20 protein-coding genes are annotated in these 21,711 nt (G+C 58.4%); 10 read left to right on the top strand and 10 right to left on the bottom strand.

What is annotated here, in order from left to right; all coding sequences use genetic code 11:
- Positions 1–2: 2 nt before the first annotated feature.
- Together purQ and purS are read right to left on the bottom strand one after the other, a co-directional pair.
- On the bottom strand, positions 3–680 hold the full coding sequence (purQ, locus tag NW849_RS00100) for a phosphoribosylformylglycinamidine synthase subunit PurQ (protein ID WP_414355351.1): 678 nt from the start codon (positions 678–680) through the stop codon (positions 3–5).
- Between the two features lie 172 nt (positions 681–852).
- Positions 853–1,110 carry a phosphoribosylformylglycinamidine synthase subunit PurS gene (gene purS / locus NW849_RS00095; RefSeq protein WP_414355348.1) on the bottom strand — a complete coding sequence of 86 codons (258 nt, stop codon included), beginning with the start codon at positions 1,108–1,110 and terminating at the stop codon, positions 853–855.
- A 62-nt stretch (positions 1,111–1,172) separates the two neighbouring features.
- Between purS and NW849_RS00090 the strand changes: the two genes are divergently transcribed.
- On the top strand, positions 1,173–1,946 hold the full coding sequence (locus tag NW849_RS00090; RefSeq protein ID WP_414355347.1) for an ABC transporter permease: 774 nt from the start codon (positions 1,173–1,175) through the stop codon (positions 1,944–1,946).
- 26 nt (positions 1,947–1,972) lie between these two features.
- Positions 1,973–2,701, top strand: coding sequence for a 2-phosphosulfolactate phosphatase family protein (locus NW849_RS00085; RefSeq protein ID WP_414355346.1), 729 nt, complete (start codon positions 1,973–1,975; stop codon positions 2,699–2,701).
- A gap of 136 nt (positions 2,702–2,837) precedes the next feature.
- Here the strand turns inward: NW849_RS00085 and NW849_RS00080 are convergent, their stop codons facing one another.
- Entirely contained in the window at positions 2,838–3,122 is a 285-nt protein-coding gene (locus NW849_RS00080; protein ID WP_414355344.1) for a hypothetical protein, read from the bottom strand.
- 244 nt (positions 3,123–3,366) lie between these two features.
- Here NW849_RS00080 and argC point away from each other — a divergent pair, with 244 nt between their 5' ends.
- The 4 genes from argC (at position 3,367) to NW849_RS00060 (ending at position 8,777) form a co-directional block, all read left to right on the top strand.
- A complete protein-coding gene (gene argC, locus NW849_RS00075; protein WP_414355341.1) occupies positions 3,367–4,473 on the top strand; it encodes an N-acetyl-gamma-glutamyl-phosphate reductase in 1,107 nt (368 codons plus the stop codon).
- Between the two features lie 38 nt (positions 4,474–4,511).
- A complete protein-coding gene (locus NW849_RS00070; RefSeq protein ID WP_414355338.1) occupies positions 4,512–5,966 on the top strand; it encodes a hypothetical protein in 1,455 nt (484 codons plus the stop codon).
- 299 nt (positions 5,967–6,265) lie between these two features.
- Entirely contained in the window at positions 6,266–7,708 is a 1,443-nt protein-coding gene (gene murD / locus NW849_RS00065) for a UDP-N-acetylmuramoyl-L-alanine--D-glutamate ligase (protein ID WP_414355337.1), read from the top strand.
- Entirely contained in the window at positions 7,653–8,777 is a 1,125-nt protein-coding gene (locus NW849_RS00060; RefSeq protein WP_414355334.1) for an FtsW/RodA/SpoVE family cell cycle protein, read from the top strand. The genes murD and NW849_RS00060 overlap by 56 nt, the downstream gene beginning before the upstream one ends.
- A 143-nt stretch (positions 8,778–8,920) precedes the next feature.
- On the opposite strand, the gene NW849_RS00055 is transcribed toward NW849_RS00060, so the two are convergent.
- Both NW849_RS00055 and NW849_RS00050 read right to left on the bottom strand, forming a co-directional pair.
- Positions 8,921–9,115 (bottom strand): hypothetical protein, encoded by a 195-nt coding sequence (locus tag NW849_RS00055; RefSeq protein ID WP_414350751.1) that lies wholly within the window; start codon positions 9,113–9,115, stop codon positions 8,921–8,923.
- A gap of 114 nt (positions 9,116–9,229) precedes the next feature.
- Positions 9,230–9,853: a hypothetical protein gene (locus tag NW849_RS00050; protein ID WP_414355331.1), complete on the bottom strand. Its 624-nt coding sequence runs from the start codon at positions 9,851–9,853 to the stop codon at positions 9,230–9,232.
- A 332-nt stretch (positions 9,854–10,185) separates the two neighbouring features.
- On the opposite strand from NW849_RS00050, the gene NW849_RS00045 reads away from it, so the two are divergent.
- On the top strand, positions 10,186–10,365 hold the full coding sequence (locus tag NW849_RS00045; RefSeq protein WP_011431964.1) for a hypothetical protein: 180 nt from the start codon (positions 10,186–10,188) through the stop codon (positions 10,363–10,365).
- Between the two features lie 191 nt (positions 10,366–10,556).
- Here the strand turns inward: NW849_RS00045 and NW849_RS00040 are convergent, their stop codons facing one another.
- Entirely contained in the window at positions 10,557–12,143 is a 1,587-nt protein-coding gene (locus NW849_RS00040) for an NAD(P)H-quinone oxidoreductase subunit 4 (protein ID WP_414355329.1), read from the bottom strand.
- Between the two features lie 252 nt (positions 12,144–12,395).
- Entirely contained in the window at positions 12,396–13,397 is a 1,002-nt protein-coding gene (pdhA, locus tag NW849_RS00035; RefSeq protein WP_414329458.1) for a pyruvate dehydrogenase (acetyl-transferring) E1 component subunit alpha, read from the bottom strand.
- A 326-nt stretch (positions 13,398–13,723) separates the two neighbouring features.
- Between pdhA and NW849_RS00030 the strand changes: the two genes are divergently transcribed.
- The gene (locus NW849_RS00030) at positions 13,724–14,536 is read left to right on the top strand and encodes a phosphatidate cytidylyltransferase (RefSeq protein ID WP_414355326.1); all 813 of its coding nucleotides are present in this window, start codon (positions 13,724–13,726) and stop codon (positions 14,534–14,536) included.
- A gap of 61 nt (positions 14,537–14,597) precedes the next feature.
- Here NW849_RS00030 and NW849_RS00025 read toward each other — a convergent pair whose 3' ends face one another.
- Positions 14,598–15,239, bottom strand: a complete 642-nt coding sequence (locus NW849_RS00025; RefSeq protein WP_414355324.1) for a hypothetical protein — start codon at positions 15,237–15,239, stop codon at positions 14,598–14,600.
- 165 nt (positions 15,240–15,404) lie between these two features.
- Here NW849_RS00025 and NW849_RS00020 point away from each other — a divergent pair, with 165 nt between their 5' ends.
- Together NW849_RS00020 and NW849_RS00015 are read left to right on the top strand one after the other, a co-directional pair.
- Positions 15,405–18,143, top strand: coding sequence for a valine--tRNA ligase (locus NW849_RS00020; protein WP_414355322.1), 2,739 nt, complete (start codon positions 15,405–15,407; stop codon positions 18,141–18,143).
- A 224-nt stretch (positions 18,144–18,367) separates the two neighbouring features.
- On the top strand, positions 18,368–18,691 hold the full coding sequence (locus NW849_RS00015; protein WP_011431969.1) for an RNA recognition motif domain-containing protein: 324 nt from the start codon (positions 18,368–18,370) through the stop codon (positions 18,689–18,691).
- Between the two features lie 231 nt (positions 18,692–18,922).
- Here the strand turns inward: NW849_RS00015 and cobN are convergent, their stop codons facing one another.
- Together cobN and NW849_RS00005 are read right to left on the bottom strand one after the other, a co-directional pair.
- Positions 18,923–21,136, bottom strand: coding sequence for a cobaltochelatase subunit CobN (gene cobN, locus NW849_RS00010; RefSeq protein ID WP_414355320.1), 2,214 nt, complete (start codon positions 21,134–21,136; stop codon positions 18,923–18,925).
- Positions 21,124–21,423, bottom strand: coding sequence for an SBBP repeat-containing protein (locus NW849_RS00005; RefSeq protein ID WP_414355442.1), 300 nt, complete (start codon positions 21,421–21,423; stop codon positions 21,124–21,126). Before NW849_RS00005 ends, cobN begins: the two co-directional genes overlap by 13 nt.
- Positions 21,424–21,711 lie beyond the last annotated feature (288 nt).

Genomic DNA, 21,711 nt, shown 5'->3' with positions numbered 1-21,711 from the left:
AGTTAGGCGGCGAAGCTGCGCAAAATCGACTGCCAAAAGGGGATCCCATCTTGCCCTGGCAAATCGGGATCTGCTGCCCGCTCAGGGTGGGGCATTAAACCCAGAATCCGACCGCTGGGATCGCAAATGCCGGCGATGTTGTCCACAGAGCCGTTGGGCGCAACCGGAGCATAGCGAAAGACGATCTGCCCTCGATCCTGCAACTGCTTGAGGGTATCCGGATCACAGGTGTAGCGGCCTTCCCCATGGGCGATGGGCAGGGTTAAGGTGGATCCCTGGGGATACGCGCTTGTCCAGGGGAGATCCTGCCGTTCTACACGGATCCCCACTCGGTCGCAGATAAAGTGCAGGTTGGCATTGCGCACCAGTGCCCCCCGCAGCAGTCCTGCCTCTGTCAAGATCTGAAAGCCATTGCAAATGCCCAGCACATAGCCCCCTCGCGCCGCGTGCTCCTTCAGGGATCCCATCACCGGGGCAAAGCGAGCAATAGCCCCGCACCGCAAATAATCCCCATAGCTGAAGCCCCCCGGCAGCACCACCACATCCAGCCCCGACAAATCCGTCTCCCGGTGCCAGATCAGCCGCGTTGGGCAGCCCAAGAGGCCGCGGGTTACCCAGGCTACATCTCGGTCGCAGTTGGAACCCGGAAAAACAACAATGCCAAACCTCACGCCGGCCATTGGGATCCCTTGACGAGAGAAAAGAAGAGGGTGTGGTTGTAGCTATCCTAGAGAGCTTGAGACATTTTCCCAGTTTCTCTCCCCTAAGAAAAAACTGCGCTCCGTGAAATGGACAATTTCACAGTTGTTTGGAACGCCTCAAGTCAACCTCAAATCACCTGAACCCATCAAATCAGCCACCGATGGGATCCACTTGGATTTGATAAGTCTCAATCACCGGGTTGGCCAGCAGTTGATGGCACAGCTCATCCACCTGGCGGCGGGCGGTCTCGGCGTCGAGGGCCTCTAGCTGCAGTTGGATGTGCTTGCCAATGCGCACCTGTCGCACCTGGGTATGCCCCAACTGATGCAGGCTGGACTGGACGGCGGCCCCGACGGGATCGAGAACAGAGGGGCGCAGGTGAATCTGGATCTGAGCCTGGAACTGCATAGAATAAAGGCTGGATCTGTTACCAGTGTACCAGTCGAATCATCACAGCTTTGGGTTCAGCCATGGATGCGTCGCGCGTGGTGGCCATTGCCCACAACGTTTTCCGGGAAACGATTCGGGATCGGATTCTCTACCTGGTGATGGTATTTGCGGTGGCCATGCTGGGAGCCACTGTTTTGATCCCGCAGGTGGCCAACCAGGCCCACAACAAAATCATTGCCGACCTGGGGTTGGCAGCCATTCACTTCTTCGGCCTGATCGTGGCCATTTTCGTGGGCACAGGGCTGGTGAACAAAGAGATTGAAAAACGCACGGTGTATGTGCTGATCGCCAAACCCATGAGCCGGGCAGAGTTCATTGTCGGCAAGCATCTGGGCCTATCGGCGCTGCTGTCGGTGCTGGTGCTGCTGATGACGGTTGTGTTTCTGCTCAGCCTGCTGCTGGTGCAGGCCCCGATTTCCCTCTTGGCCATTCTCTGGGCGACGGTCTTCACTTTCTTGGAGCTGGTGCTGATCGTTGCCGCAGCCCTACTGTTCGGGGTTTTCACTTCCTCGATTCTGGCCACCCTCTACACCATTGCCCTGTTCCTGATGGGCCATGCCAGCCGCGCCCTGCTGCAACTGAGCAAGCTGGTGGAAGAGGCCGGATTGAGCAAAGTGTTTGAGGTGATTTATTTGATCCTGCCGGATCTGGAGCGCCTCAATCTGAGAGATGCTGCGGTTTACGGCCAAGTTCCACCCCCAGCAGAACTTCTCGGAGATGCACTTTACGGCTTGGCTTACACCCTTTTGCTGTTGATTCTGGCGGTGTTGGTGTTCGCCCGGCGTGAGTTCTGACGTTTTCGATCCTTACCCCTTGCTCCATGCGTTTTTTCCACTTCCATACGCCTGAACAGGTGCCTTCATCCGGGATCCCAGAATGTGCAGTGGCCATTGATGTGCTGCGGGCCACCACCACCATTGCCACAGCGCTGGCAGCAGGAGCAGAAGCGGTACAGGTGTTTGCCCACCTGCAGCAGCTCCAAGAGGTGAGCCAAAACTGGCCAGCTTCCAAGCGGCTTTTGGCCGGGGAACGGGGGGGCAAAGCGGTGGCGGGATTCGACCTGGGCAATTCCCCTCTCGACTACACCCCCGACCGCGTTCGGGACAAGCGCGTCTTCCTGAGCACCACCAACGGCACGCGCAGCCTACAGCGCATTGAAGGGATCCCGGTGGTGATCACAGCAGCCCTGGTGAACTTGGGGGCCGTGGTGGACTTTCTCAGACGGGGATCCTTTGCCGAGGTGTGGCTGGTGGGATCCGGGTGGGAAGGGGCCTTTTCACTGGAAGATACTGCCTGTGCCGGGGCTATCCTGCATCGCTTGGGCTGCTCTTTGAACCAGTTGGGCAACGACGAGGCAGTGGCAGCCTTAGCCCTGTACCAAACTTGGCAGGATGATCTGCTGGGTTTGTTGCGGCGCTCTAGCCACGGGCAACGGCTATTGGGTCTGGGGCCGGAAAACGATCAGGATCTGGCCTACTGTGCCGATCTGGATCGTCTCTCGGTGGTGCCCCGACAGGTTCAGCCTGGGGTTTTGGCCAGTGGCGGGTAGATTCTGGACAGGTGGAGCGACCTGTGGATCCCACCACCCTCTGAGCTGGAAGTAGGCGGCCATTGTCAGCATGGGCTGGATCTCAACAGGCCGGGCGTAGGCTTGGGGATCCTTCCACGCCAGATATGGTCTTCGGCTAACCTGCTTGTGCCGTGTCGGGAGCGATGCCCAGCGCTTTCTGGTGCAGCCACGCCTGCCATTCTCCTGGGATCAGCTTGTTGTTAAACGCATCGCCAGAAACAAACATATCCCGCTGATTCTGGGCCAACACAAAAATGGAGCGGCGATCGAAATGGGAAGTGAGTTTGTAGAGGGTGTAGGGGCCTTCTGAGTAGAGGGTCAGCGTTTCTTGATCCAGACCGTGGCGGCTGCTTTGGCCGTAGGCCCGCAAGACAATGTTGATCAATCGCTCATAGTGCATAGACCGTAGATCGGCTAGAAAGCTCCACAGAACACAGACAGACTTAAGGTAAGGATGGAAACCGCTGCCAAGGCCCAAGCAGCTCAAGTTAACTCAGCATAACAAATCCTCTTGGATTGCTAGGCAACGCCAACGCGAATGAACAAGATGGGATCCGCACCCATGCAGCGTCAAATGCAGCAGAAAAATGCGGTAGAACTTAAGGCAAGCCATCACGCAACCCTCTTGCACAGGCAGCCCCCCCATGGCCAACATGGCGCCCCGCCCACCCCACCCCACAGAGCCTGTCCGCATTGGCATCGTCGGCGCTTCCGGCTACGGAGGGGTACAGTTGGTGCGGTTACTGAGCGAGCATCCCGGCGTGCAGATCACCTACCTGGCCGGGCAAGACAGTGCCGGCAAGCGCTACGGGGATCTCTATCCCCAGTTGGCCCAGGCCGTGGATCTGACCGTTCAGCCGGTAGAGGTGGATCGCATTGCCGCCAACAGCGATGTGGTGTTTTTGTCTCTCCCCAATGGGCTGGCTGCCGAGCTGGCTCCGCCTTTGCTGGCCAAGGGGTGCAAAGTCTTAGATCTGTCGGCGGATTACCGCTTTCGCAACCTGGCCACCTACCAATCTTGGTACCGCATGGGTCAGACGGATCCCAACTGGCCCAGCCCTGCCTATCGCCAGGCCAATGAGCAGGCGGTCTATGGGTTGCCGGAACTTTATCGCGAGGCGATTGCCCAAGCCCAACTGGTGGGCTGTCCCGGCTGTTATCCCACTGCCTCATTGTTGGCGGTTGCTCCTCTGCTGCGGCAGGGGTTGGTGGAGCTGGACAGCCTCATTTTCGATGCCAAATCCGGCGTTTCGGGGGCAGGTCGTACCCCCAAGGTGGGATCCCTGTTTGCCGAAGTGGACAGCTCTCTGGCAGCCTATGGAGTGGCCCAGCACCGGCATACGCCCGAGATCGAGCAAGCTTGCACCGACCTGACCCACACCCCCATCACCGTGCAATTTACGCCTCATCTGGTGCCCATGGTGCGGGGGATCCACGTCACCTTGTATGCCACTCTGCGGGATCCCGGCTTTGTGGGGGAAGATTTGCTCACCATTTACAATGCTTTCTATCGCCAATCTCCTTGGGTGAAGGTGCTGCCGCGGGGGGTTTACCCGCAAACCAAATGGGTCTCCGGCACCAACACCTGCATGATCGGGGTGGAGGTGGACAGCCGCACCAACCGCGTTATTGTCCTGTCGGTGATCGACAACCTGATGAAAGGGCAAGCCGGGCAGGCAGTGCAGTGTCTCAACTTGATGATGGGATGGCCGGAAACGTTGGGTTTGCCTCGGCTGGCGTTTTACCCCTAGCTATAATGCCGGTAATCCCCTTGAGGCCGGTTCTGTCCATGTCTGAACCCCTGAATCCCCCTTTCCATTCCGAGCCCCAAAACGCCTCGCCCAGCTCAAAGGTTGCCTCGGATGCCGTCAATGGCGCTGCTGAGGGCCTGAACTGGGAGGAGCTGTGGCGGCAGCTGGAAGCGGGCTGGCAGGATCTACCCCGTCGCTCCGAAGAGACGGTGCAACAGACCCTGGCTCGCCTGCAACTGGAGTGGGGCGGGCTGTGCCGAGAGGCGCGGGATCGGCTGCAAAGCGCTCTGGAACAGTCGAGAACGGCAGGATCCCCAGAGCCCATCCACCGAGAGCTGCAAGCGCTCTTGCCCCTGCTCAACCCCTGCCAATGGGAAGTGGTCATTGGCTCTTTGCGGCAGGCTGCGGATCGCGCCTGGGTGGCCAGCTTGCTGTATCACGGCTTGCAGGAACCGGCCCATCCAGATGGGATCCCTTCTTGGGCTCAGACGCTAACCTCTGACCAACGCTCTGCTCTAGAGGCGATGAGTGCCCGTGCCTATGGCAACAGCCGCCTGCCTCTCGTGGTCGCGACAGCGGTGCAGAGCAACATGGACAAAGCCGGCCAGATCCAGGTGAAAGCCTCAGCCGCCCTGCTGGCCGCCTTGATCGCCATCGAGATCGGCAGTGTGGGTTCGGCAGGTGCCTTGTCCTTGCTGGGCACACCAGAGCTGCGCAAGCTCTTGAATGCCGAGGGCAAGCTGCGGCGAACCGGCTTAAAACAGGGACGAACTGCCCTCACAGAAGAAGAATGGCAAACGCTGCGCCGTTGGCTGGATCCCAAGGGATCCCCCCCCGACTGGTATCTCAATCTGACCCAAGTGGGGATCCAGACCACCCAAGTAGGGGACTATGTGGCACGGCGGCTGCGGGAGTTTTTCCAGAGCGAGTGGATCAAGCTCGTGATCCCTCCCTTGTATCACCTGGTCATCGATGCAGTGCGGCTGCTGACGGGAGAAGTGTTTCTCAGCGTGGGCACCACCCTGGAATCGGCTTTGGAATCGGCAGAGGCAGGGCGGCGACTGGAGTTGGTGCTGCAAGCCTTGCCCCAAGCGCGGAATATTCCCAGCCCCGACCGGATCCAAGCTGCCATCCCCGCTGTGGTGGAAGCTGCCGAGAAAATCCTCAGACCCCTGCTGGCCCGCCAGTTGATGACCGTGGCGGACATCTTCGATCCGCCCATTCGCAACGAGAGCTTAAATGAATTGGGGCGGCAGCTCAACCTGTGGAACCCCTTCCAGTTTCTGCTCACCTGGAGCACGGCTGGCTGGCTGGAGGCCCTTCTGGATCAGATCAGCGAGTTGCAGCAGACCTACCCGGAAATGCCCCTGTGGGAGAGCTATCGCCAGGGCGTTGAGACGGCAGCGCAAGCTCCACGGGTAATGGAGCAGGCGGAGGCTCTGCGTCTGACTGCCAAGAGTCTGGATCCCAAGTTGGATCCTTTGGAAGATTGAGTAGATGATGCATAGGGAAGAAAATTTCCTACAGCATCCACAAAGTGAGGCTGGCAGGCTAGGTGGAATCTTTTCTACGCCAAAGACAAATCTGCACGGGTTGTAGAGGGTGGCCGGCGGACTGGTCTCCAGCCTATTCCCAAGTTAGCCATCCAGGCGGCTAGGAAAACTCCATCCACTCCACCAACTGGTTACCCCCATAAGCAAGGGGAGTGTCGAACAAAAACATGCGGGTCAAGGACGTGACCGGTAAGATCCAAGCAGGGATCCCCAAATAAAGAAACGAAGTAGAAACCAACGTGCAACATCAAGTTTTGGGGTTAGGCATTGCGGGGCTGGCGGCAGCGCGGCTGTTGCGGGCCCAGGGCTATGAAGTGCTGGTTTGGGATGAGCAAGATTCCCCTCTTCTCAGACAGCGGCAGGCCGAGCTCAATCAAGAAGGGATCCCGGTTCGGCTGGGGCAGCCTTTTCAACTGGCCGAAGGGGTGAAGCAGGTGGTGGTCAGTCCGGGCATTGCTTGGGATCACCCGCTGCTGCAGGAGGTGCGTCAACAGGGGATCCCGGTGGTGGGAGAGGCGGAGCTGGCCTGGATCTATCTTGACCACCTACCCTGGGTGGGGATCACCGGCACCAACGGCAAAAGCACCACCACGGCTCTGGTGGCGGAAATGTTCAAGGCGGCGGGGTTGCAAGGGATCCCCTGCGGCAACATTGGCCTGCCCCTGTCGCAAGTGGCTTTGGCAACGCTCCAGGGAAAGCTCAAGCCGGATTGGATCGTGGCGGAGCTGAGCAGCTACCAGTTGGAGGCCAGTAGCCGCCTCATGAGCAGCACTCCTGGAGGGCCGCCGCGCATTGGGGTGTGGACCACCTTCACTCCCGATCACCTAGAACGGCACGGGACGCTGGAGCGCTATGCCAGCTTCAAGGCTCGCCTTTTGGATCGGGCCCAGTGGCGGGTGCTCAACGGCGAGGATCCCTACCTGTGCTGCCGCCGGCAGGACTGGGAAAAGACCTATTGGACTTCCCTTGCTGCCCCGCAACTCTGTTGCGATCAGGATCCCACCGCAACCCTTGACCTGCGGGAAAACCGCCTCTACATCCAGGGGGAGATGGTGGCGGAGCTGGAGGACTTTGCAGAACGCTGCCCTGGCCAACACAATCTGCAAAACCTGCTCTTGGCGGCAGCAGCAGCGCGTCTGGCCGGGATCCCCAACGCTGCCATTCAAAAAGCCATCCGATCTTTTGCCGGCATGCCCCATCGGCTGGAGCGGGTGGCGCAAATCCAGGTGGGAGCCACCCCCATCCGCTTTGTCAACGACAGCAAGGCCACCAACTACGAGGCCGGCTGGGTGGCGCTCAACGCCCTCTCCCCACCCATTATTCTGATTGCCGGAGGAAGGGCTAAGCAGGGGGATCCCAGTGCCTGGCTGCAGTTGATTCGGGCCAAGGTGGCCCGCGTGGTGCTGATGGGGGAGTCTGCCCCAGTGCTGGCAGAGGCCCTCCAGGGGATCCACTATACTGACGTTGAGCTGGTGCCAACCCTAGATGTAGCGGTGGAAAGAGCCTTTGCAGCGGCTTGTTCCCTTTCGCGTCAAGCTCAGAGCTTGGGGAAGCCCGCTCAACCCATCACCATTTTGCTGTCCCCCGCCTGTGCCAGTTTTGACCAGTACTCCAGCTTTGAACACCGTGGCAACCATTTCCGAGCCTGCTGCCAAGCCCTTCAGGGATCCCTGGAATGCTGAAGCTCGCTGGCTGCGCTGGCTCACCTTGATCTGGCTGGTGCTGGGGCTGCTGATGCTGTTTTCTGCTTCCTACCCGGTGGCTCAGCGGATCACCGGCGATGGCCTCTACTTTTTCAAGCGCCAATTGCTCTGGGCCGGGCTGGGTCTGGGCTGTTTCTGGGCTCTGGTGCAGATCCCGCTGCGGCGCTGGTTCCCCTGGGCCGGGATCCTCTGCTTGCTGGGAGTTGGCCTGGTGTGGGCCACCCAGGTGCCGGGGTTGGGGGTTTCCCGCCTGGAAGCCAGCCGCTGGCTGGATTTGAAGGTGATCCCTGTTATCCAGCCCTCGGAATTGCTCAAGCCCCTGTTGGTCTTGCAGGGATCCTGGATCTTTGGCCGCTGGTTTCACCATCCTCCCTGGTTCCGCATCCTCTGGGTGGTTATCTTCGCCTTTGCGCTCTTGGGGATCCTCGCCCAGCCCAACCTGGGCACCACGGCCATCTGCGGCCTTACCCTCTGGGTCATGGCTTGGACTGCCGGGATCCCAGCTTTCACCCTTTTGGCCACAGCGGGGCTGGGGATTCTGGCGGCTGTGGTGAGCATTCTCAGCAAAGATTACCAACGGCGGCGCATCTTGGCTTTTTTGGATCCCTGGGGCAATGCCCAAGGGGATGGCTACCAGCTGGTGCAAAGTCTGTTGGCCATTGGCTCTGGCGGCCTGTGGGGCAAGGGATATGGCCTCTCCCAGCAAAAGCTGTTCTACCTGCCCATCCAATACACCGACTTCATCTTCTCGGTGTATGCAGAAGAGTTTGGCTTGGCCGGATCCCTGTTCTTTCTGGGGTTGCTGACCTTCTACACTCTGCTGGGCTGGCGGGTGATGGGGCGCTGTCGGGAGTTGACCATTCGCTTAGTAGCCTGCGGCTGCCTGATGTTTCTGGTGGGGCAGTCGCTGATGAACATTGGCGTGGTCACCGGGGTTCTGCCCACCACAGGTGTGCCCCTGCCTTTGTTCAGTCATGGCGGCAGCTCTATTCTGGCAGGGCTGATCACAGCAGGATTGTTGGTGCGGGCAGCCCGCGAAGCAGGGTAAAGTAAGGCTGCATGTTGCCAACCCAGCAAAGGGATCCTTTCACGCAAGCAGCAAACCCAGAGGGCCAGGGATCCCTATTGGTTGGCCTCTGCTTTAGAGCGGCTTCTTATGCAGCAAAACCAAAGCTGAAGTTGAAACCGAGCCTAGATCCAGCCCATTTCATCCAAAACGAGGGTAAACACCGTCGCGCAACAGGCCACCAACAGCGACACATAAGCCGGCTGACCGTGGGCAATGCAAACACCGGCTGCCACCGAAGCGCCCGTAGCAGCGGAAAAGGTGCGACCTGCCCAATTGCCTTTGGAGGGTTTGTCAGAAGGATTGAATTTGTTAAACATTTTTACAGCAGAAAGAGGATTCAAAGGGAATCAATTCCATAGGAAACGGCCTCAGGTTATCACCCCCCGACTCGATTCCAGAGGGATCCAAGGCCATTCTCAATATTTCTTCGCTTAGGCTTCAATCTTTCGTAAAATTGCGCTGAGATGCTCATAATCATCCCGCAACAGAGAGCTCAACTGCCGACCTGCCTGTAGAAGCCAGTTGCGATCCCGGTTCAGGATTCGGTAAGTCTGGCGAATCACGGCAGCCACCAGCTCATCGGTTGGGATCCCGTTGACCCGTAGCAGGGTGCGCAAAAACTCGAAAGAGCGGCAGAACTCCCTCACTTCCGTATCGGAGCAGAGATAAACCGGCTGGTGAATCTGGGGAGGGCGTGGCGGCAAGTACTGATAGACCCGTCCCCCGCTGACAAAGCCGACAATGGCCGCGCGAAAATCGGTGCGCAACATGGCAAAAATCTGGGGCTGTTGCTCCCGCAGCTCCTGAGGGGAGAGGCCCAAAGCCCTGGCGCGATGGACGGTGTCGATGGGGGCGATGGCGGCATAGCAAACCACGCCATAGATCAGGTTGCCGGTCTCTTCGTCTTGGGAGCGCGTCCAACTGCCGAGAGCAGGCATGGGTGGGAAGGTCAGACGTTCCGGCTCGAAGCACTGGGCCACAAAGGTTGTGGTGTTGGCTTCCACCACTTCTCCAAAAGCAGAAGCAGGCTGGGGAGAGATGGCCTTGGCTCTCATCGCGATCTCAGGCTCCTCAAGGGTTGCTGCTGCAGAGGCCGACAGAGGGAGACAGAGGAGTCAGGAGAAAATGGAATTTTTCCAGGTTTTAAGACTTGTGAAGATAGGGGCAATCCCCTCGCCCAACATTTTGCCCCTTCTGCAACGTTTTGTCCGATCCCCGGACGGCAAATCGGCAACTCAACGGCTTATGAGATCCTCATTGCTAAGAAAGTTAGCCGATTTTGGGGATCCCTGCGTAATATATTTTTTCACACGCTCCCGCACAAATTCGCCATCCTAAATATTAGCCATTCTAAGTATTGAGCAGTTGGCGAGCGGAGGGAGAAACAATGAATGCTCAGCAACGCGGCCAAATCATCGCTTCTGAGTGGATGATCGACAGCCAAAACCCGGTACACTCCATTTCTCGGCTCAAGCGCCGGGCAACCTATTCCGATGTAACCCTCTGGTGGTTGGTGGTGCAACTCAACCTGATGGAACAAAACTCTATTCATACCGATCACCGATAGGATGGACGGCACAAGAACAATCGGCTGCACGAAAATCCCAGCCCAGGAACATCCCGGATCCTAAATCCAATCTTAAAACTTAAAAAAAACAAAAGAAGAGCTGAAAGTTGAGTCGGGTTGCACCTCGAACACCAGCTCTTCTGGACAGAGTAAGGAATAGAGATAAAGAAGAACCGAGTCTCGACCCCCCTTTAATCCTCCAGAGGCAAAGCCGCCACCTGAGCCGATTGCACCGGCGAGGGGAAGAAAGGCCGCTGCACAATCTCAGTTGCCAACACACTGCGCAACTGGGCAGCTACCGCCACCGTTGTGACATCGTAGGTTTGGGTAGCCAGGCGTGGGTAGAAGCCAATGCCGAGGATCGGCAACAGCAGACAGAGGGCCACCGCCATTTCTCGCGGACGCACATCCCCCAGGTAGTCTTCCAAAACCAAGCCGGGATCCTGAGCCCCGTAGAACACCTGCCGCAGCATGGAGAGCAAGTAAATGGGCGTCAGAATGATGCCCACTGCCGCCAGCAGGGCAATTCCAGCTTTGAAGGTCGGCGCATAGGCATCGCTGGTGGTCAAGCCCAAGAACACCGTCAGCTCACCCACAAATCCGCTCATCCCCGGCAGCGCCAGAGAGGCCAGGGATCCCGCTGTAAACAGGGCAAAAGCCTTCGGCATCTGCTTGGCCAACCCTCCCAACTTGTCGAGGGCAAGGGTGTGGGTGCGCTCGTAGGTGATCCCCGTCAGGAAGAACAAAACTGCAGCGATCAGACCGTGGGAGATCATCTGCAGCACTGCCCCATTGATGCCCAGCTCCGTAAAGGCGGAGATCCCGATCAACACAAAGCCCATGTGGGCAATGGACGAATAGGCCAAGCGCCGCTTGAGATGGTTCTGACCGAAGGCCGCCAACGCCCCGTAAATGATGTTCACCACACCCAACACCGCCAGCACCGGGGCGAAGTACACGTGGGCTTCCGACAACATGCCCACATTCATGCGGATCAGGCCATAGCCACCCATCTTGAGCAGAACTCCCGCCAAGATCATGGAAATGGGAGCAGAGGCTTCGCTGTGGGCATCCGGCAGCCAGGTGTGCAGCGGAAAAATCGGCAGCTTCACCCCAAAGGCAATCAGCAAAGCCGCATAGGCCAACAGCTCCAAGGCCAGTGGGTAAGACTTAGCGCTCAGCTCTGCCATCTCCAGGCTGAAGCCCTCGCCGTAGAAGGCCATCGCCAGGGATCCCACCAAGATAAAAATGGAGGCGGCGGCGGTGTAGAGGATGAACTTGGTGGCGGCGTACTGGCGCTTCGGCCCACCCCAAATGGAGATGAGCAGATAGACCGGCACCAGCTCAATCTCCCACATCAGGAAGAATAGAAGCATGTCCTGCGCCAGAAATACGCCCACCTGGGCGCCGTACATCAGCAGCAGCAGGAAGAAAAACAAACGCGGCTTATGGGTGAGATTCCAAGCCGCCACAATCGACAGGGTCGTGATCAAACCGGACAGCAATACCAGCGGCAAGGACAGGCCGTCCACCGCCAGCGACCAGTGGAATCCAATTTGGGGCACCCAGGCGTAGCGCTCCGCCAGTTGCAGAGAAAAGTCCTGCAGGTCATAGTGCCGCGCAAAGACATAGGCCATCAGGCCCAAATCAAAAGCCCCCACAGCGAGGGCATACCAACGCACCCAACGGCTCTGGGGGATCAAGGGGATCCCAAAGGCTGCCAGCAGAGGCAAGAGCACCAGCACCGACAGCCAGGGAAACTCAAGAGAATTGCTCATGACCGGGAATAAATACTCATGCTCGATATCTCAATGATATGAAGCTGTGTAAACAAATGGGAAGCGATATTTACAAAAAAATCTGCGCAATAGCGCAGATCTCGAGAAGGTTTCTCCAATGCCAATCATCGAGGATCCTCAAGGGATCCGGCGCGATAGCGCTCCGTCGGGTGGATAGGCCGCCCGAGCTGGCCAGGGATCCTCCGGCCAAGCAAGATCTCGGCTCCTGAACTCCCCCGGTACCTGGGGGGTCTACTCATCTTCGGCAAAGACAAAACGGTGTAGCTCGTCCAGAGTGGGCTCTGGGCTTTCCAGAGCAAAAAGAACCGCGTCCTCAATCACGGCGCTGACCTCCGCGTGGATGGCTTGGAAGTCTGCCTCGGTCATTAGGTTGTGCTCCAGGGCATAGCGTTCCAGTTGCTTAATGGGATCCCGCTGCCGCCAGAACTCTTTTTCCTCAGGACTGCGCAGCTCGTCAGGGTCGGCCAGAGAATGGCCCCGGAAACGATAGGTGATGCACTCCAGCAAGGTGGGGCCTTCTCCGGCACGGGCGCGGGCGATGGCCTGTTGGGCGGCCTCTCGCACTGCTAGCACATCCATCCCATCCACCTGGTAGCCGGGCATGCCAAAAGCCGGGCCTTTGCGGTAAATATCGGTGTCGGAAGTGGCGCGTTCATGGGCCATGCCAATAGCCCAGAAGTTATTTTCCACCACATAGACGATGGGCAACTTCCAGAGGGCGGCCATGTTGAGGCACTCGTAAAACTGGCCGTTGTTGCAGGCTCCATCCCCAAAGAAGCAGGCGGTTACCTGGTCAGTGCCCCGGTATTTGGCCGAAAACGCTGCCCCCGTCGCCACCGGGATCCCTTCGGCCACAAAGGCATAGCCCCCCAAAAAGTTGTGCTCTGCCGAAAAAAGGTGCATGGAGCCACCCCGACCCTTGCTGCAGCCGGTGGCCTTGCCGAACAACTCTGCCATCACCGCCCGTGGCGGGATCCCGGTGCTGAGGGCATGCACATGATCGCGGTAGGTGCTGCACACATAGTCGGTGGGCTTGAGCGCCTTGATCACCCCCGTAGAGACGGCCTCTTGGCCGTTGTACAGATGCACAAAGCCGAACATCTTGCCCTTGTAGTACATTTCGGCGCACTTGTCTTCAAACAGGCGGCCCAGCACCATGTCTTCATAAAGAAGACGAGCCTCTTCGGCAGAAATGCGAGCAGTTGTGGAGCGCGAAGTAAGTTCTTGAACCATGCTGCGGTGCAACGAATCAGAGGTATCTTAGGCGGTCAGCAGTGAGCTTTGCGGTTTGCCCATTATCTCATGCTCCAGTCTGTCTGCCACCTTACCTGGAAATCCCATCCTGCAGGGCCGAAAGCGGTTGTTTCGAGGCCAAGGGAGTTAAACTGAAAGGCTAGGGCAAGAGGCATTTCCATTGCAGCAGCCGCATCAGGACTCCGTCCCGCAAACGCGAATCTTGAACACCAGAGGGGGGGTTTCTTCTGCTCTCGGCTTGGACGTCGATCTGCTGGAGCCGGGGGCAAGAGGTATTTGGCCAGCCAACGTGACGGGGTGCGCCCATGGGAGCCCGTTGGGTTAGCGGTTTTGCGGCGGTGTTGTTTGCGTTGGCGGTCACCCTGCTAGGGGGCTGGTATTTTACTGCAGCCATTGGGCTAATCATTTTTTTGGCCCAGTTGGAGTTTTTCCGCTTGGTGCAAGCCAAAGGCAATGCGCCGGCCATGCGCACCACCATGTTTTCCAGCCAGGTGCTGGTGATTTTGCAGCAGGTGAGGCCGGAGTGGACCAGCCCTGCCTTTATCGTGGCGGGATCGATCATCTGTTTTTATTTGCTCTTTAAGCCCAAGGTGGCCACCATTGCCGATATTGCCACCTCGATCTTGGGGTTGTTCTACTGTGCGTTGCTGCCCAGCTTCTGGATTCGGGTCAGGGCCTTGTCTTTTGCGCAAGGGCTGGGCGAAGGGCTATGGATTACGCTGCTGGCCATTGGCTGCGTGATCGCTGCCGATGTGGGGGCCTACCTGTGTGGTCGGGCCTTTGGGCGCACCAAGCTCTCCATCCTCAGCCCGAAGAAAACGGTGGAAGGGGCAGTAGCCGGCATTGCCGCCAGCATGGCCCTGGCCGTGGCCGGAGCCCACGCCCTGAGCTGGCCCTGGAGCTGGCTGAGCGGCAGCGTGTTGGGGTTTTTGATCGGGTTGACCAGCCTGCTGGGCGACCTGACCGAATCGCTGATGAAGCGAGATGCCGGCGTCAAAGATTCCGGGGATCTGATCCCGGGCCACGGCGGCATCTTGGATCGGGGAGACAGTTATGTGTTCACCGCACCACTGGTGTTTTACTTCATGGAATGGCTCAACGCTTACTCTGGCCTCTAGGGCCGTTTCGTAAGCCTGCCAAAACCCAAGAACGCACACCAGTTACAGGTGCAGGAGATCCTCAATTCAAAATGGCCTGGCACTCGGGACTCTCTAAAAACACCTCTCGCGAAATGGAGTCTCCGAAGTATCCCAGAGGCGTGACCACTATTCTTGGCTGCTTCAGGCGAAACTCAGTCTCGTCGTAAACCACCAGTTGGCTGATACCGAAAATGGGATCTGCCGCCACCTGGAGAATACGGGCCTTCCGCTGGATAACTTGGGGGGTCTCTACCTCCAGTTCAGAAGGGGTCAGGAGGCGATCCAAACCGAAGAATAGCCGTCCACTTCGACCCACATAAATCTCCTCTGAGTCATCGAACTTCTCTGTACCCACAAAGCAAAAGCTATAGGTGGTGTATGGGATGAAATACAGGCCTACCAACTGGGATTGGCTATTAGACTGAGAGGGGGTTCGCTCGAAGTACGAAAGCAACAAATCTGCTAACAACTGGGGCGCGGATTGGTTATCAGACTGAGAGTAGGTGTAGGAACCCAAACTCAAGCAAGCCTCAAAACCTACCAAAGAGCCTAGATGAGATACCCCCTGACAAATCAGGATGTCACCATCTAAGCTCTCCTGGTCCTGTTGCGCCAAGGCAGGGATCCCAGGGGATAGAGCCATCAGAGCCATCAGGACCGTTGCCGTCAATGATCTGGACATAACGCAGTACCCAAAGCTGAGGATGGTAGTACCCTAGCTCGAAATCCCTCTCTGGCTGTGTGATCGGGGTCAAGACCGATGGGCCGCCCTATCCCGAAGAGCAGAGAGCTAGACTGCTACTCTATAAGGTGATCCGTCCTTCTCAGCCGTTGGCCTATCCTCCCTATGACTGCTGCAATTTCCTCCGCCAACCTGCCCAGCCAGTACAACCCCTTCGAGACCGAGCCGAAGTGGCAGCGCTTTTGGGAGGAGAAGGGCTTTTACGTGGCGGATCCCAAGGCGCCGGGAGAGGCCTTTAGCATGGTACTGCCCCCGCCCAATGTGACGGGCAACCTGCACATGGGCCATGCTTTTGCCTTTACCCTGCCGGATGTGGTGACGCGCTACAAGCGGATGCGCGGCTACAACGTGCTCTGGCTGCCCGGCACGGATCATGCCAGCATTGCTGTACACACCATTTTGGAGAATCAGCTTCGTCAGGAAGGCAAAACTCGCTTCGATCTAGGCCGAGAGGCTTTTCTGGAGCGAGCTTGGGCTTGGAAGGAGCAGTCGCAGGGAGCCATCAAGAGCCAATTGCGGCGGCTGGGTCTCTCGCTGGACTGGACGCGGGATCGCTTTACCCTCGACGAGGGGCTGAGCCGGGCGGTAACCGAGGCGTTTGTGCGGCTATACGAGGCGGGGTTGATTTACCGGGGCGAGTATTTGGTGAACTGGTGCCCGGCCACCCAGTCGGCGGTGTCAGACATTGAGCTGGACGACAAAGAGGTCAAGGGCCACCTGTGGCATTTTCGCTATCCCTTGGCCGAGGATCCCAGCCAGTATCTGGTGGTGGCCACCACTCGGCCCGAGACCATGCTGGGGGATACGGCGGTGGCGGTGAACCCCCAAGACGAGCGCTATTGCCATCTCATCGGCCAGTTCATTCGCCTGCCCATTAAAAATCGCCTCATCCCCATCATTGCGGATGAGTATGTGGATCCCTCCTTTGGCTCCGGGTGTGTGAAAATTACCCCGGCCCACGACCCCAACGACTTTGAAATCGGCAAACGGCACCAATTGCCCTTCATCAACATCCTCAATAAAGACGGCACCCTCAACGAAAACGGGGATCCTTTCACCGGCCTAGATCGCTTTGTGGCCCGAGAAAAGGTGGTGCAGTGGTTTGCCGAACATGGCCTGCTGGAGAGGGTAGAAGAGTACACCCACACCGTTCCCCACAGCGACCGCGGCGGCGTGCCCATCGAGCCTTTGCTTTCCATTCAGTGGTTTTGCGATGTCTCGGGGATGGGGGCCCGCTGCTTAGAAGAAGAATACCAACGGAATAGCCCCCGCTTTATCCCCGAGCGCTGGGCCAAGGTTTACACCGGCTGGCTGGAAAAGCTACGCCCCTGGTGCATTTCTCGGCAATTGTGGTGGGGCCATCAGATCCCAGCTTGGTATCCAGTCCTCAATGGCCAGCTTCTCGAGGATCCCCAAGCTTTTGTGGTGGCCCGCAACGGCGAGGAAGCGCTGCTCAAAGCACGGGAAAAGTTTGGCCCAGAAGTTGAGAGGGTGGAACAGGATCCCGATGTGCTGGATACCTGGTTTAGCTCTGCTCTGTGGCCCTTTTCAACCCTGGGCTGGCCGGAAGAGACCGAGGATTTCAAACGCTACTATCCCAACTCCCTGATGTCCACGGGCTTTGACATCATTTTCTTCTGGGTGGCCCGCATGGCCATGATGGGATCCCAATTTACCGGCCAGATCCCCTTCAAAGATGTGTACATCAATGGCCTGGTGCGGGATGAGCACGGGGCGAAAATGTCCAAAACCAAGGGAAATGGCATCGATCCCCTGGAGCTTCTGGACAAATACGGCACCGACGCCCTGCGCTATGCCCTGGTCAAAGAGGTGGTGGGGGCAGGGCAGGATATCCGCCTGGCCTACGACCGCAAGACGGGGGAGAGCGCCAGCGTGGAGGCCGCCCGCAACTTTGCCAACAAGATCTGGAACGCCTCCCGCTTTGTGCTCATCAACTTGGAGGGACAGACCCCTGCCCAACTGGGATCCCCTGTTCCTGAAGCGCTGGAATTGGCCGATCGCTGGATCCTGTCGCGGCTGCACTCCACGGCCACCCAAGTTATCGCCGAGCTGGAAGCCTATGGCCTGGGCGAGGGGGCGCGCCTGCTCTACTCTCTCATTTGGGATGACTTTTGTGACTGGTACATCGAGCTGGTCAAGCCCCGGCTGCGGGGAGAAAACTTGGCTTCCAAGCGCACAGCGCAGCAGGTGCTGGCCATCGTTTTGGAAACCATTCTCAAACTGCTGCACCCCTGGATGCCCCACATCACCGAGGAGATCTGGCAGCTGCTCACCCAGGTCAATCAAACCACTTCCATCTCTGTGCAGCCCTATCCCACCCCGGATCCCACCTGGATCGACCCCCAACTGGAGCGGGAGTTTGGCTTGGTGATCCAAACCATTACCAGCCTGCGCAACCTGCGGGCAGAAACCGGCCTCAAGCCCCATCAGACCACCAGGGCCCTTTTGCTCACTACCGATCCCGCCGAGCAGCGGATCCTGACGGCTGCCCAAGCTTATATCCGGGATCTGGTTAAGGCTGAGGCTTTGGAGATTACGGGATCCCTGGCCACGGAGCCCAAACAGGTGGCGGCTGCAGTGGTGGGCACGGTGCAGGTGCTGATGCCCTTGGCAGGACTGGTGGATGTGGAAGCGCTGCGGGCCAAACTGCAAAAAGACCTGGCCAAACTGGAAAAAGAGGCCCAAGGGATCCGCGCCCGCTTGGAGAACCCCAATTTTCTCAACCGGGCCAACCCTGAAGTGGTGCAAGCCAGTCAGGAACAACTGGCAGAGCTGGAAGCCCAGATGAGGTTACTGGGATCCAGGCTGGAGAAGCTGGGCTGAGATGGCATCAGCGCAGGCAGAGCGGCGGGGTGATGAAGGCAATCTTCCCAGGATTTGGAAAAATCGGAGTGGCGAGCCCCTACTTCTGTGTTAGGATAGGGGACGAGATCGTTGTCGGTTGTAGTGCTCGTTTCTTCTAGTCTTGACGGATTTTCACGTTTTGTATTGGCAGACGGCTCTCCGAACATCTCACCCTTTGTTACTCTCTCTTTCGGAGATCGTCTATGTCGATTTATGTTGGCAACCTTTCCTTTAAGGTGACAGAAGCGGATTTGACCGCTGTTTTTGCTGAGTACGGTTCTGTCAAGCGGGTGCAAATCCCCACTGACCGTGAGACAGGCCGCATTCGAGGCTTCGGGTTTGTGGAAATGAGCTCTGAAGCAGAGGAGCAGGCTGCCATTGCTGCTCTGGATGGGGCAGAATGGATGGGGCGCGACCTCAAGGTGAACAAAGCTCGTCCCCGGGAAGAACGCCCCACCTCAGGTTTCCGCTCTGGTAACGCGAACAGTGGCGGCGAGCGGCGGCGGAGTTTTCAATCTCGCTATTGAAACGCCTGCTGAGGCTTCCCGGTGCTGGGCAAGGGATTCTCAGTTGAGCTTGTTTTGAAGCGCAGCACCAGGATCCAGCCGTCTCTCTAGGTTGCTTCAATTTTTGTTCAAGTGGTAGCTCAGGAGGAGTTGAGAGGGGATCCCAATCAACTCCTTTTGAATCTCTCACCGCCGACCTCTCTCTCAGAGGGAGAGGGGAGCTAAGGCAAACCGTATTTGAAACTGGAATAGCTACTGGGCTGGCGGTTTGTCTGGCCAGGGATCCGTTAGATCGGCGGTCAAGGGATCCCAGTCCCATCCCCAATCGCGGGCAATGGCCTGAGTAATCCCCAGTTGCCCGTGGCCAGGGTAGCGGGCCAGGGCTACCACCAGATCAACAAGCTGCTCACCGGCAGGGATTCGACCAAAGATGTGCAGCCCATCGCGAATCTGAGATTCTTTTAGCTCGCAGAGATAGCCATCCAGGCGATTCCAATCTTCTTCTTTTTCCAAGTTGAACTGCTGGTCTAGATGCTCGGCTCGAACCAGCTCCTGAATCTGGGCGCGAATCAGCGGGCAGCGGCCTGGATCCATCTGTTGGGCCTGCACGTACTCATCCATCAACCGTTCCAAGTCCGCCAGGGGGCCGTACAGCTCAGCACGAGTAAGGGGCGGGGTGAGGTGGTCGATAATCACTGCCTGGGCTCGCCGCTTGGCCTGGGATCCCTCTCCCGGATCGTTGACAATGAAGGGGTAGAAGTGGGGCAGCGGCCCCAGGGCCATCTCCGGGTAGCAGGTGGCGGAAAGGGCGGATCCCTTGCCGGGCAGCCATTCCAGGTTGCCGTGCTTGCCCACATGCACCACCGCTTGAGTGCCGAAGACCTGCCGCAACCACAGGTAAAAAGCCAGGTACTCATGGGGGGGCACCAGATCCGGGGCATGGTAGTTCAAGGACGGATCCCGGTCATAGCCTCGCGGGGGCTGAATGCCAACAAAAACGTGCCCCAACTGGAGACCGGCGATGGGGATGTTTTGGGCGGGCGGATTCCCCCATTGCTGAATGAGGTTGGCTTGGATGGGCTCAGGCAAGCGGGCAAACCACTCTCGATAAAGGGCAGCAGAAAGGCATTGCCGAGCCGGGCGCAGGGATCCCAAGGGGTCGTAGGTCTGGCCTTCGGTTAGCCAATGGATGAGTTCATCTCCAGTCTGGGGCAGGGGATCTACTGAGTAGCCAGCTCCCGCCAAAGCTTTGAGAATTTCCACACAACTGGCAGGGGTATCCAGACCCACCCCATTGGCCAGTCGCCCGTCCCGACTGGGGTAGTTGGCCAGGATCAAAGCCAGTCGCCGCTGGGAAGGGGGGGTACGCCGCAATTTCACCCAGTTGGCCGCCAAATCGGCTACAAACTCCACCCGATCCGGCACAGCCACGTAGGCCACCACCTCCGTTTGCAAGCGGGGATCCCGCTGTTGAACGGCTTTAAAGGAAATGGCGCGGCTAATAATGCGCCCATCCACCTCGGGCAAAGCCACATTCATGGCCAGATCCCTCGCCCCCAAGCCCCGCGTCGAGTCCTGCCAGCTCTGCCGGGATCCGCTGCTGAGGATGACCTGCAAAACGGGCACATCCAACTCCTGCCATAGTTTCACATCGGGTTGCTGGCTGTCCAAGCGCGCTAGCGAAAAACTGGTGGTATTGAGCAACACCTCAATCTGGCTGCCAAAGTGATCCCGAATGGCCTGGGGCAAGTCGGGATCTTGAAGGCTGTAGGTGTAAAGGCACAGAGGCTGCAGCCCCCGCTCCACCAAGGCTTTTGCCAATTGATCCACCGGCTCTGTATTCCCCGCCAGAACATGGGCCCGGTAGAGTAAAATCCCCACCTTGGGAGCTTGGGGATCCGTCGGCGAGGCTACGGGAGGTTGGTAGATCCCAAGACGAGGCAACCCTTGTGGATCCGGCGCCGAATATTGGCCCCCTAGGAACTCCCCAGCCAGCAACAGCAGACAGGCAGCCACATTCTCCGCTCCCCCCTCCAGCCAGTACCGCCACACCCGATCCGCCACCGCCAGGGGCACAGTGGAATGGCTCACCAAATCCCAGTCCGGGCGATCGTCCCCAGGAATGACGATCAGGGTGGATCCCTCCTCGGCTGCCACCTGCTTGGCTACCTCCAGGCCATAGCTCCAGTAGGCCCTTCCCCCCAACAGGCGAAGGAGCACCACCTGCGCCCGCCGCAGCACCCTCTCGGCATAGTCATCCAGGCTTAGGGGCTGTTGCAACTGCAACAAATTGGCCGCCCGCACCGCCGGAAAATCGCCGGGCAACAGGCGCAGGGCTGCGCTCAAGGCCGTGAGATCCGTATCGGCTGCCGAAAGGATAACGATGGGAGCGGGATCCTGCTCCAAGAAAATGACGCCGGATTGGGAAGGATCCCATCCCCCTGGCAAAGCAGCTATTCGGTGCATGGCCGCTCTCCCAAGGGAAGGAAGCTCAGGCTTAGCGACTGTACTTGAAGCACAGAAGCACCCCAGCTCCCAGCGCTCAACTGGTCAGGAAGGGCTCCCGTAGTGGTTCCCGCTACCCAAGCATTGCCCTGTCCATCGATGGCAATAGAATCAGCCACCTCATCCGCAGGAGTTCCGAACTGGCGAGTCCACTCGATTGAATGGGAACCGTAGGCCCCCAGAAGAATTGAGCTGGCAAAAGAAGTTAAAGTTCCTAAAAGAACTACCTTGCCCACCCTTTGTTTCATATCTTTCAAGTCCCCCCTTGCCGACCAGAGCAGCACCGCCTAGAGCCTAGCATGGGGCAGCTCTCTGCTGGCTACTAGGGTAATGAACTGCCGCAGAGGGATCCTGCCCTGGCAAAGCCTCAGCCTAACGAGCGTATTTGAGTACCAAGACATCTTTCATGCCCGCAAGGACTCCGTCCCGCTGACGCGAAAGGACTCCGTCCCGCTGACACGAAAGGACTCCGTCCCGCTGACGCGAAAGGACTCCGTCCCGCTGACGCGAAAGGACTCCGTCCCGCTGACGCGAAA

Source organism: Synechococcus sp. R55.3, assembly GCF_047461975.1.
Taxonomy (GTDB): Bacteria; Cyanobacteriota; Cyanobacteriia; order Thermostichales; family Thermostichaceae; genus Thermostichus.
The sequence above is the reverse complement of the archived record's forward strand: the minus strand, read 5'-3'. Positions and strand labels throughout refer to the sequence as shown.

What these genes read in the sequence shown, in the direction of transcription:
- purQ (WP_414355351.1), bottom strand. Translation starts at nt 680, where the DNA reads ATGGCCGGCGTGAGGTTTGGCATTGTTGTTTTTCCGGGTTCCAACTGC.
- purS (WP_414355348.1), bottom strand. Translation starts at nt 1,110, where the DNA reads ATGCAGTTCCAGGCTCAGATCCAGATTCACCTGCGCCCCTCTGTTCTC.
- NW849_RS00090 (WP_414355347.1), top strand. Translation starts at nt 1,173, where the DNA reads ATGGATGCGTCGCGCGTGGTGGCCATTGCCCACAACGTTTTCCGGGAA.
- NW849_RS00085 (WP_414355346.1), top strand. Translation starts at nt 1,973, where the DNA reads ATGCGTTTTTTCCACTTCCATACGCCTGAACAGGTGCCTTCATCCGGG.
- NW849_RS00080 (WP_414355344.1), bottom strand. Translation starts at nt 3,122, where the DNA reads ATGCACTATGAGCGATTGATCAACATTGTCTTGCGGGCCTACGGCCAA.
- argC (WP_414355341.1), top strand. Translation starts at nt 3,367, where the DNA reads ATGGCCAACATGGCGCCCCGCCCACCCCACCCCACAGAGCCTGTCCGC.
- NW849_RS00070 (WP_414355338.1), top strand. Translation starts at nt 4,512, where the DNA reads ATGTCTGAACCCCTGAATCCCCCTTTCCATTCCGAGCCCCAAAACGCC.
- NW849_RS00055 (WP_414350751.1), bottom strand. Translation starts at nt 9,115, where the DNA reads ATGTTTAACAAATTCAATCCTTCTGACAAACCCTCCAAAGGCAATTGG.
- NW849_RS00050 (WP_414355331.1), bottom strand. Translation starts at nt 9,853, where the DNA reads ATGAGAGCCAAGGCCATCTCTCCCCAGCCTGCTTCTGCTTTTGGAGAA.
- NW849_RS00045 (WP_011431964.1), top strand. Translation starts at nt 10,186, where the DNA reads ATGAATGCTCAGCAACGCGGCCAAATCATCGCTTCTGAGTGGATGATC.
- NW849_RS00040 (WP_414355329.1), bottom strand. Translation starts at nt 12,143, where the DNA reads ATGAGCAATTCTCTTGAGTTTCCCTGGCTGTCGGTGCTGGTGCTCTTG.
- pdhA (WP_414329458.1), bottom strand. Translation starts at nt 13,397, where the DNA reads ATGGTTCAAGAACTTACTTCGCGCTCCACAACTGCTCGCATTTCTGCC.
- NW849_RS00030 (WP_414355326.1), top strand. Translation starts at nt 13,724, where the DNA reads ATGGGAGCCCGTTGGGTTAGCGGTTTTGCGGCGGTGTTGTTTGCGTTG.
- NW849_RS00025 (WP_414355324.1), bottom strand. Translation starts at nt 15,239, where the DNA reads ATGTCCAGATCATTGACGGCAACGGTCCTGATGGCTCTGATGGCTCTA.
- NW849_RS00020 (WP_414355322.1), top strand. Translation starts at nt 15,405, where the DNA reads ATGACTGCTGCAATTTCCTCCGCCAACCTGCCCAGCCAGTACAACCCC.
- NW849_RS00015 (WP_011431969.1), top strand. Translation starts at nt 18,368, where the DNA reads ATGTCGATTTATGTTGGCAACCTTTCCTTTAAGGTGACAGAAGCGGAT.
- cobN (WP_414355320.1), bottom strand. Translation starts at nt 21,136, where the DNA reads ATGCACCGAATAGCTGCTTTGCCAGGGGGATGGGATCCTTCCCAATCC.
- NW849_RS00005 (WP_414355442.1), bottom strand. Translation starts at nt 21,423, where the DNA reads ATGAAACAAAGGGTGGGCAAGGTAGTTCTTTTAGGAACTTTAACTTCT.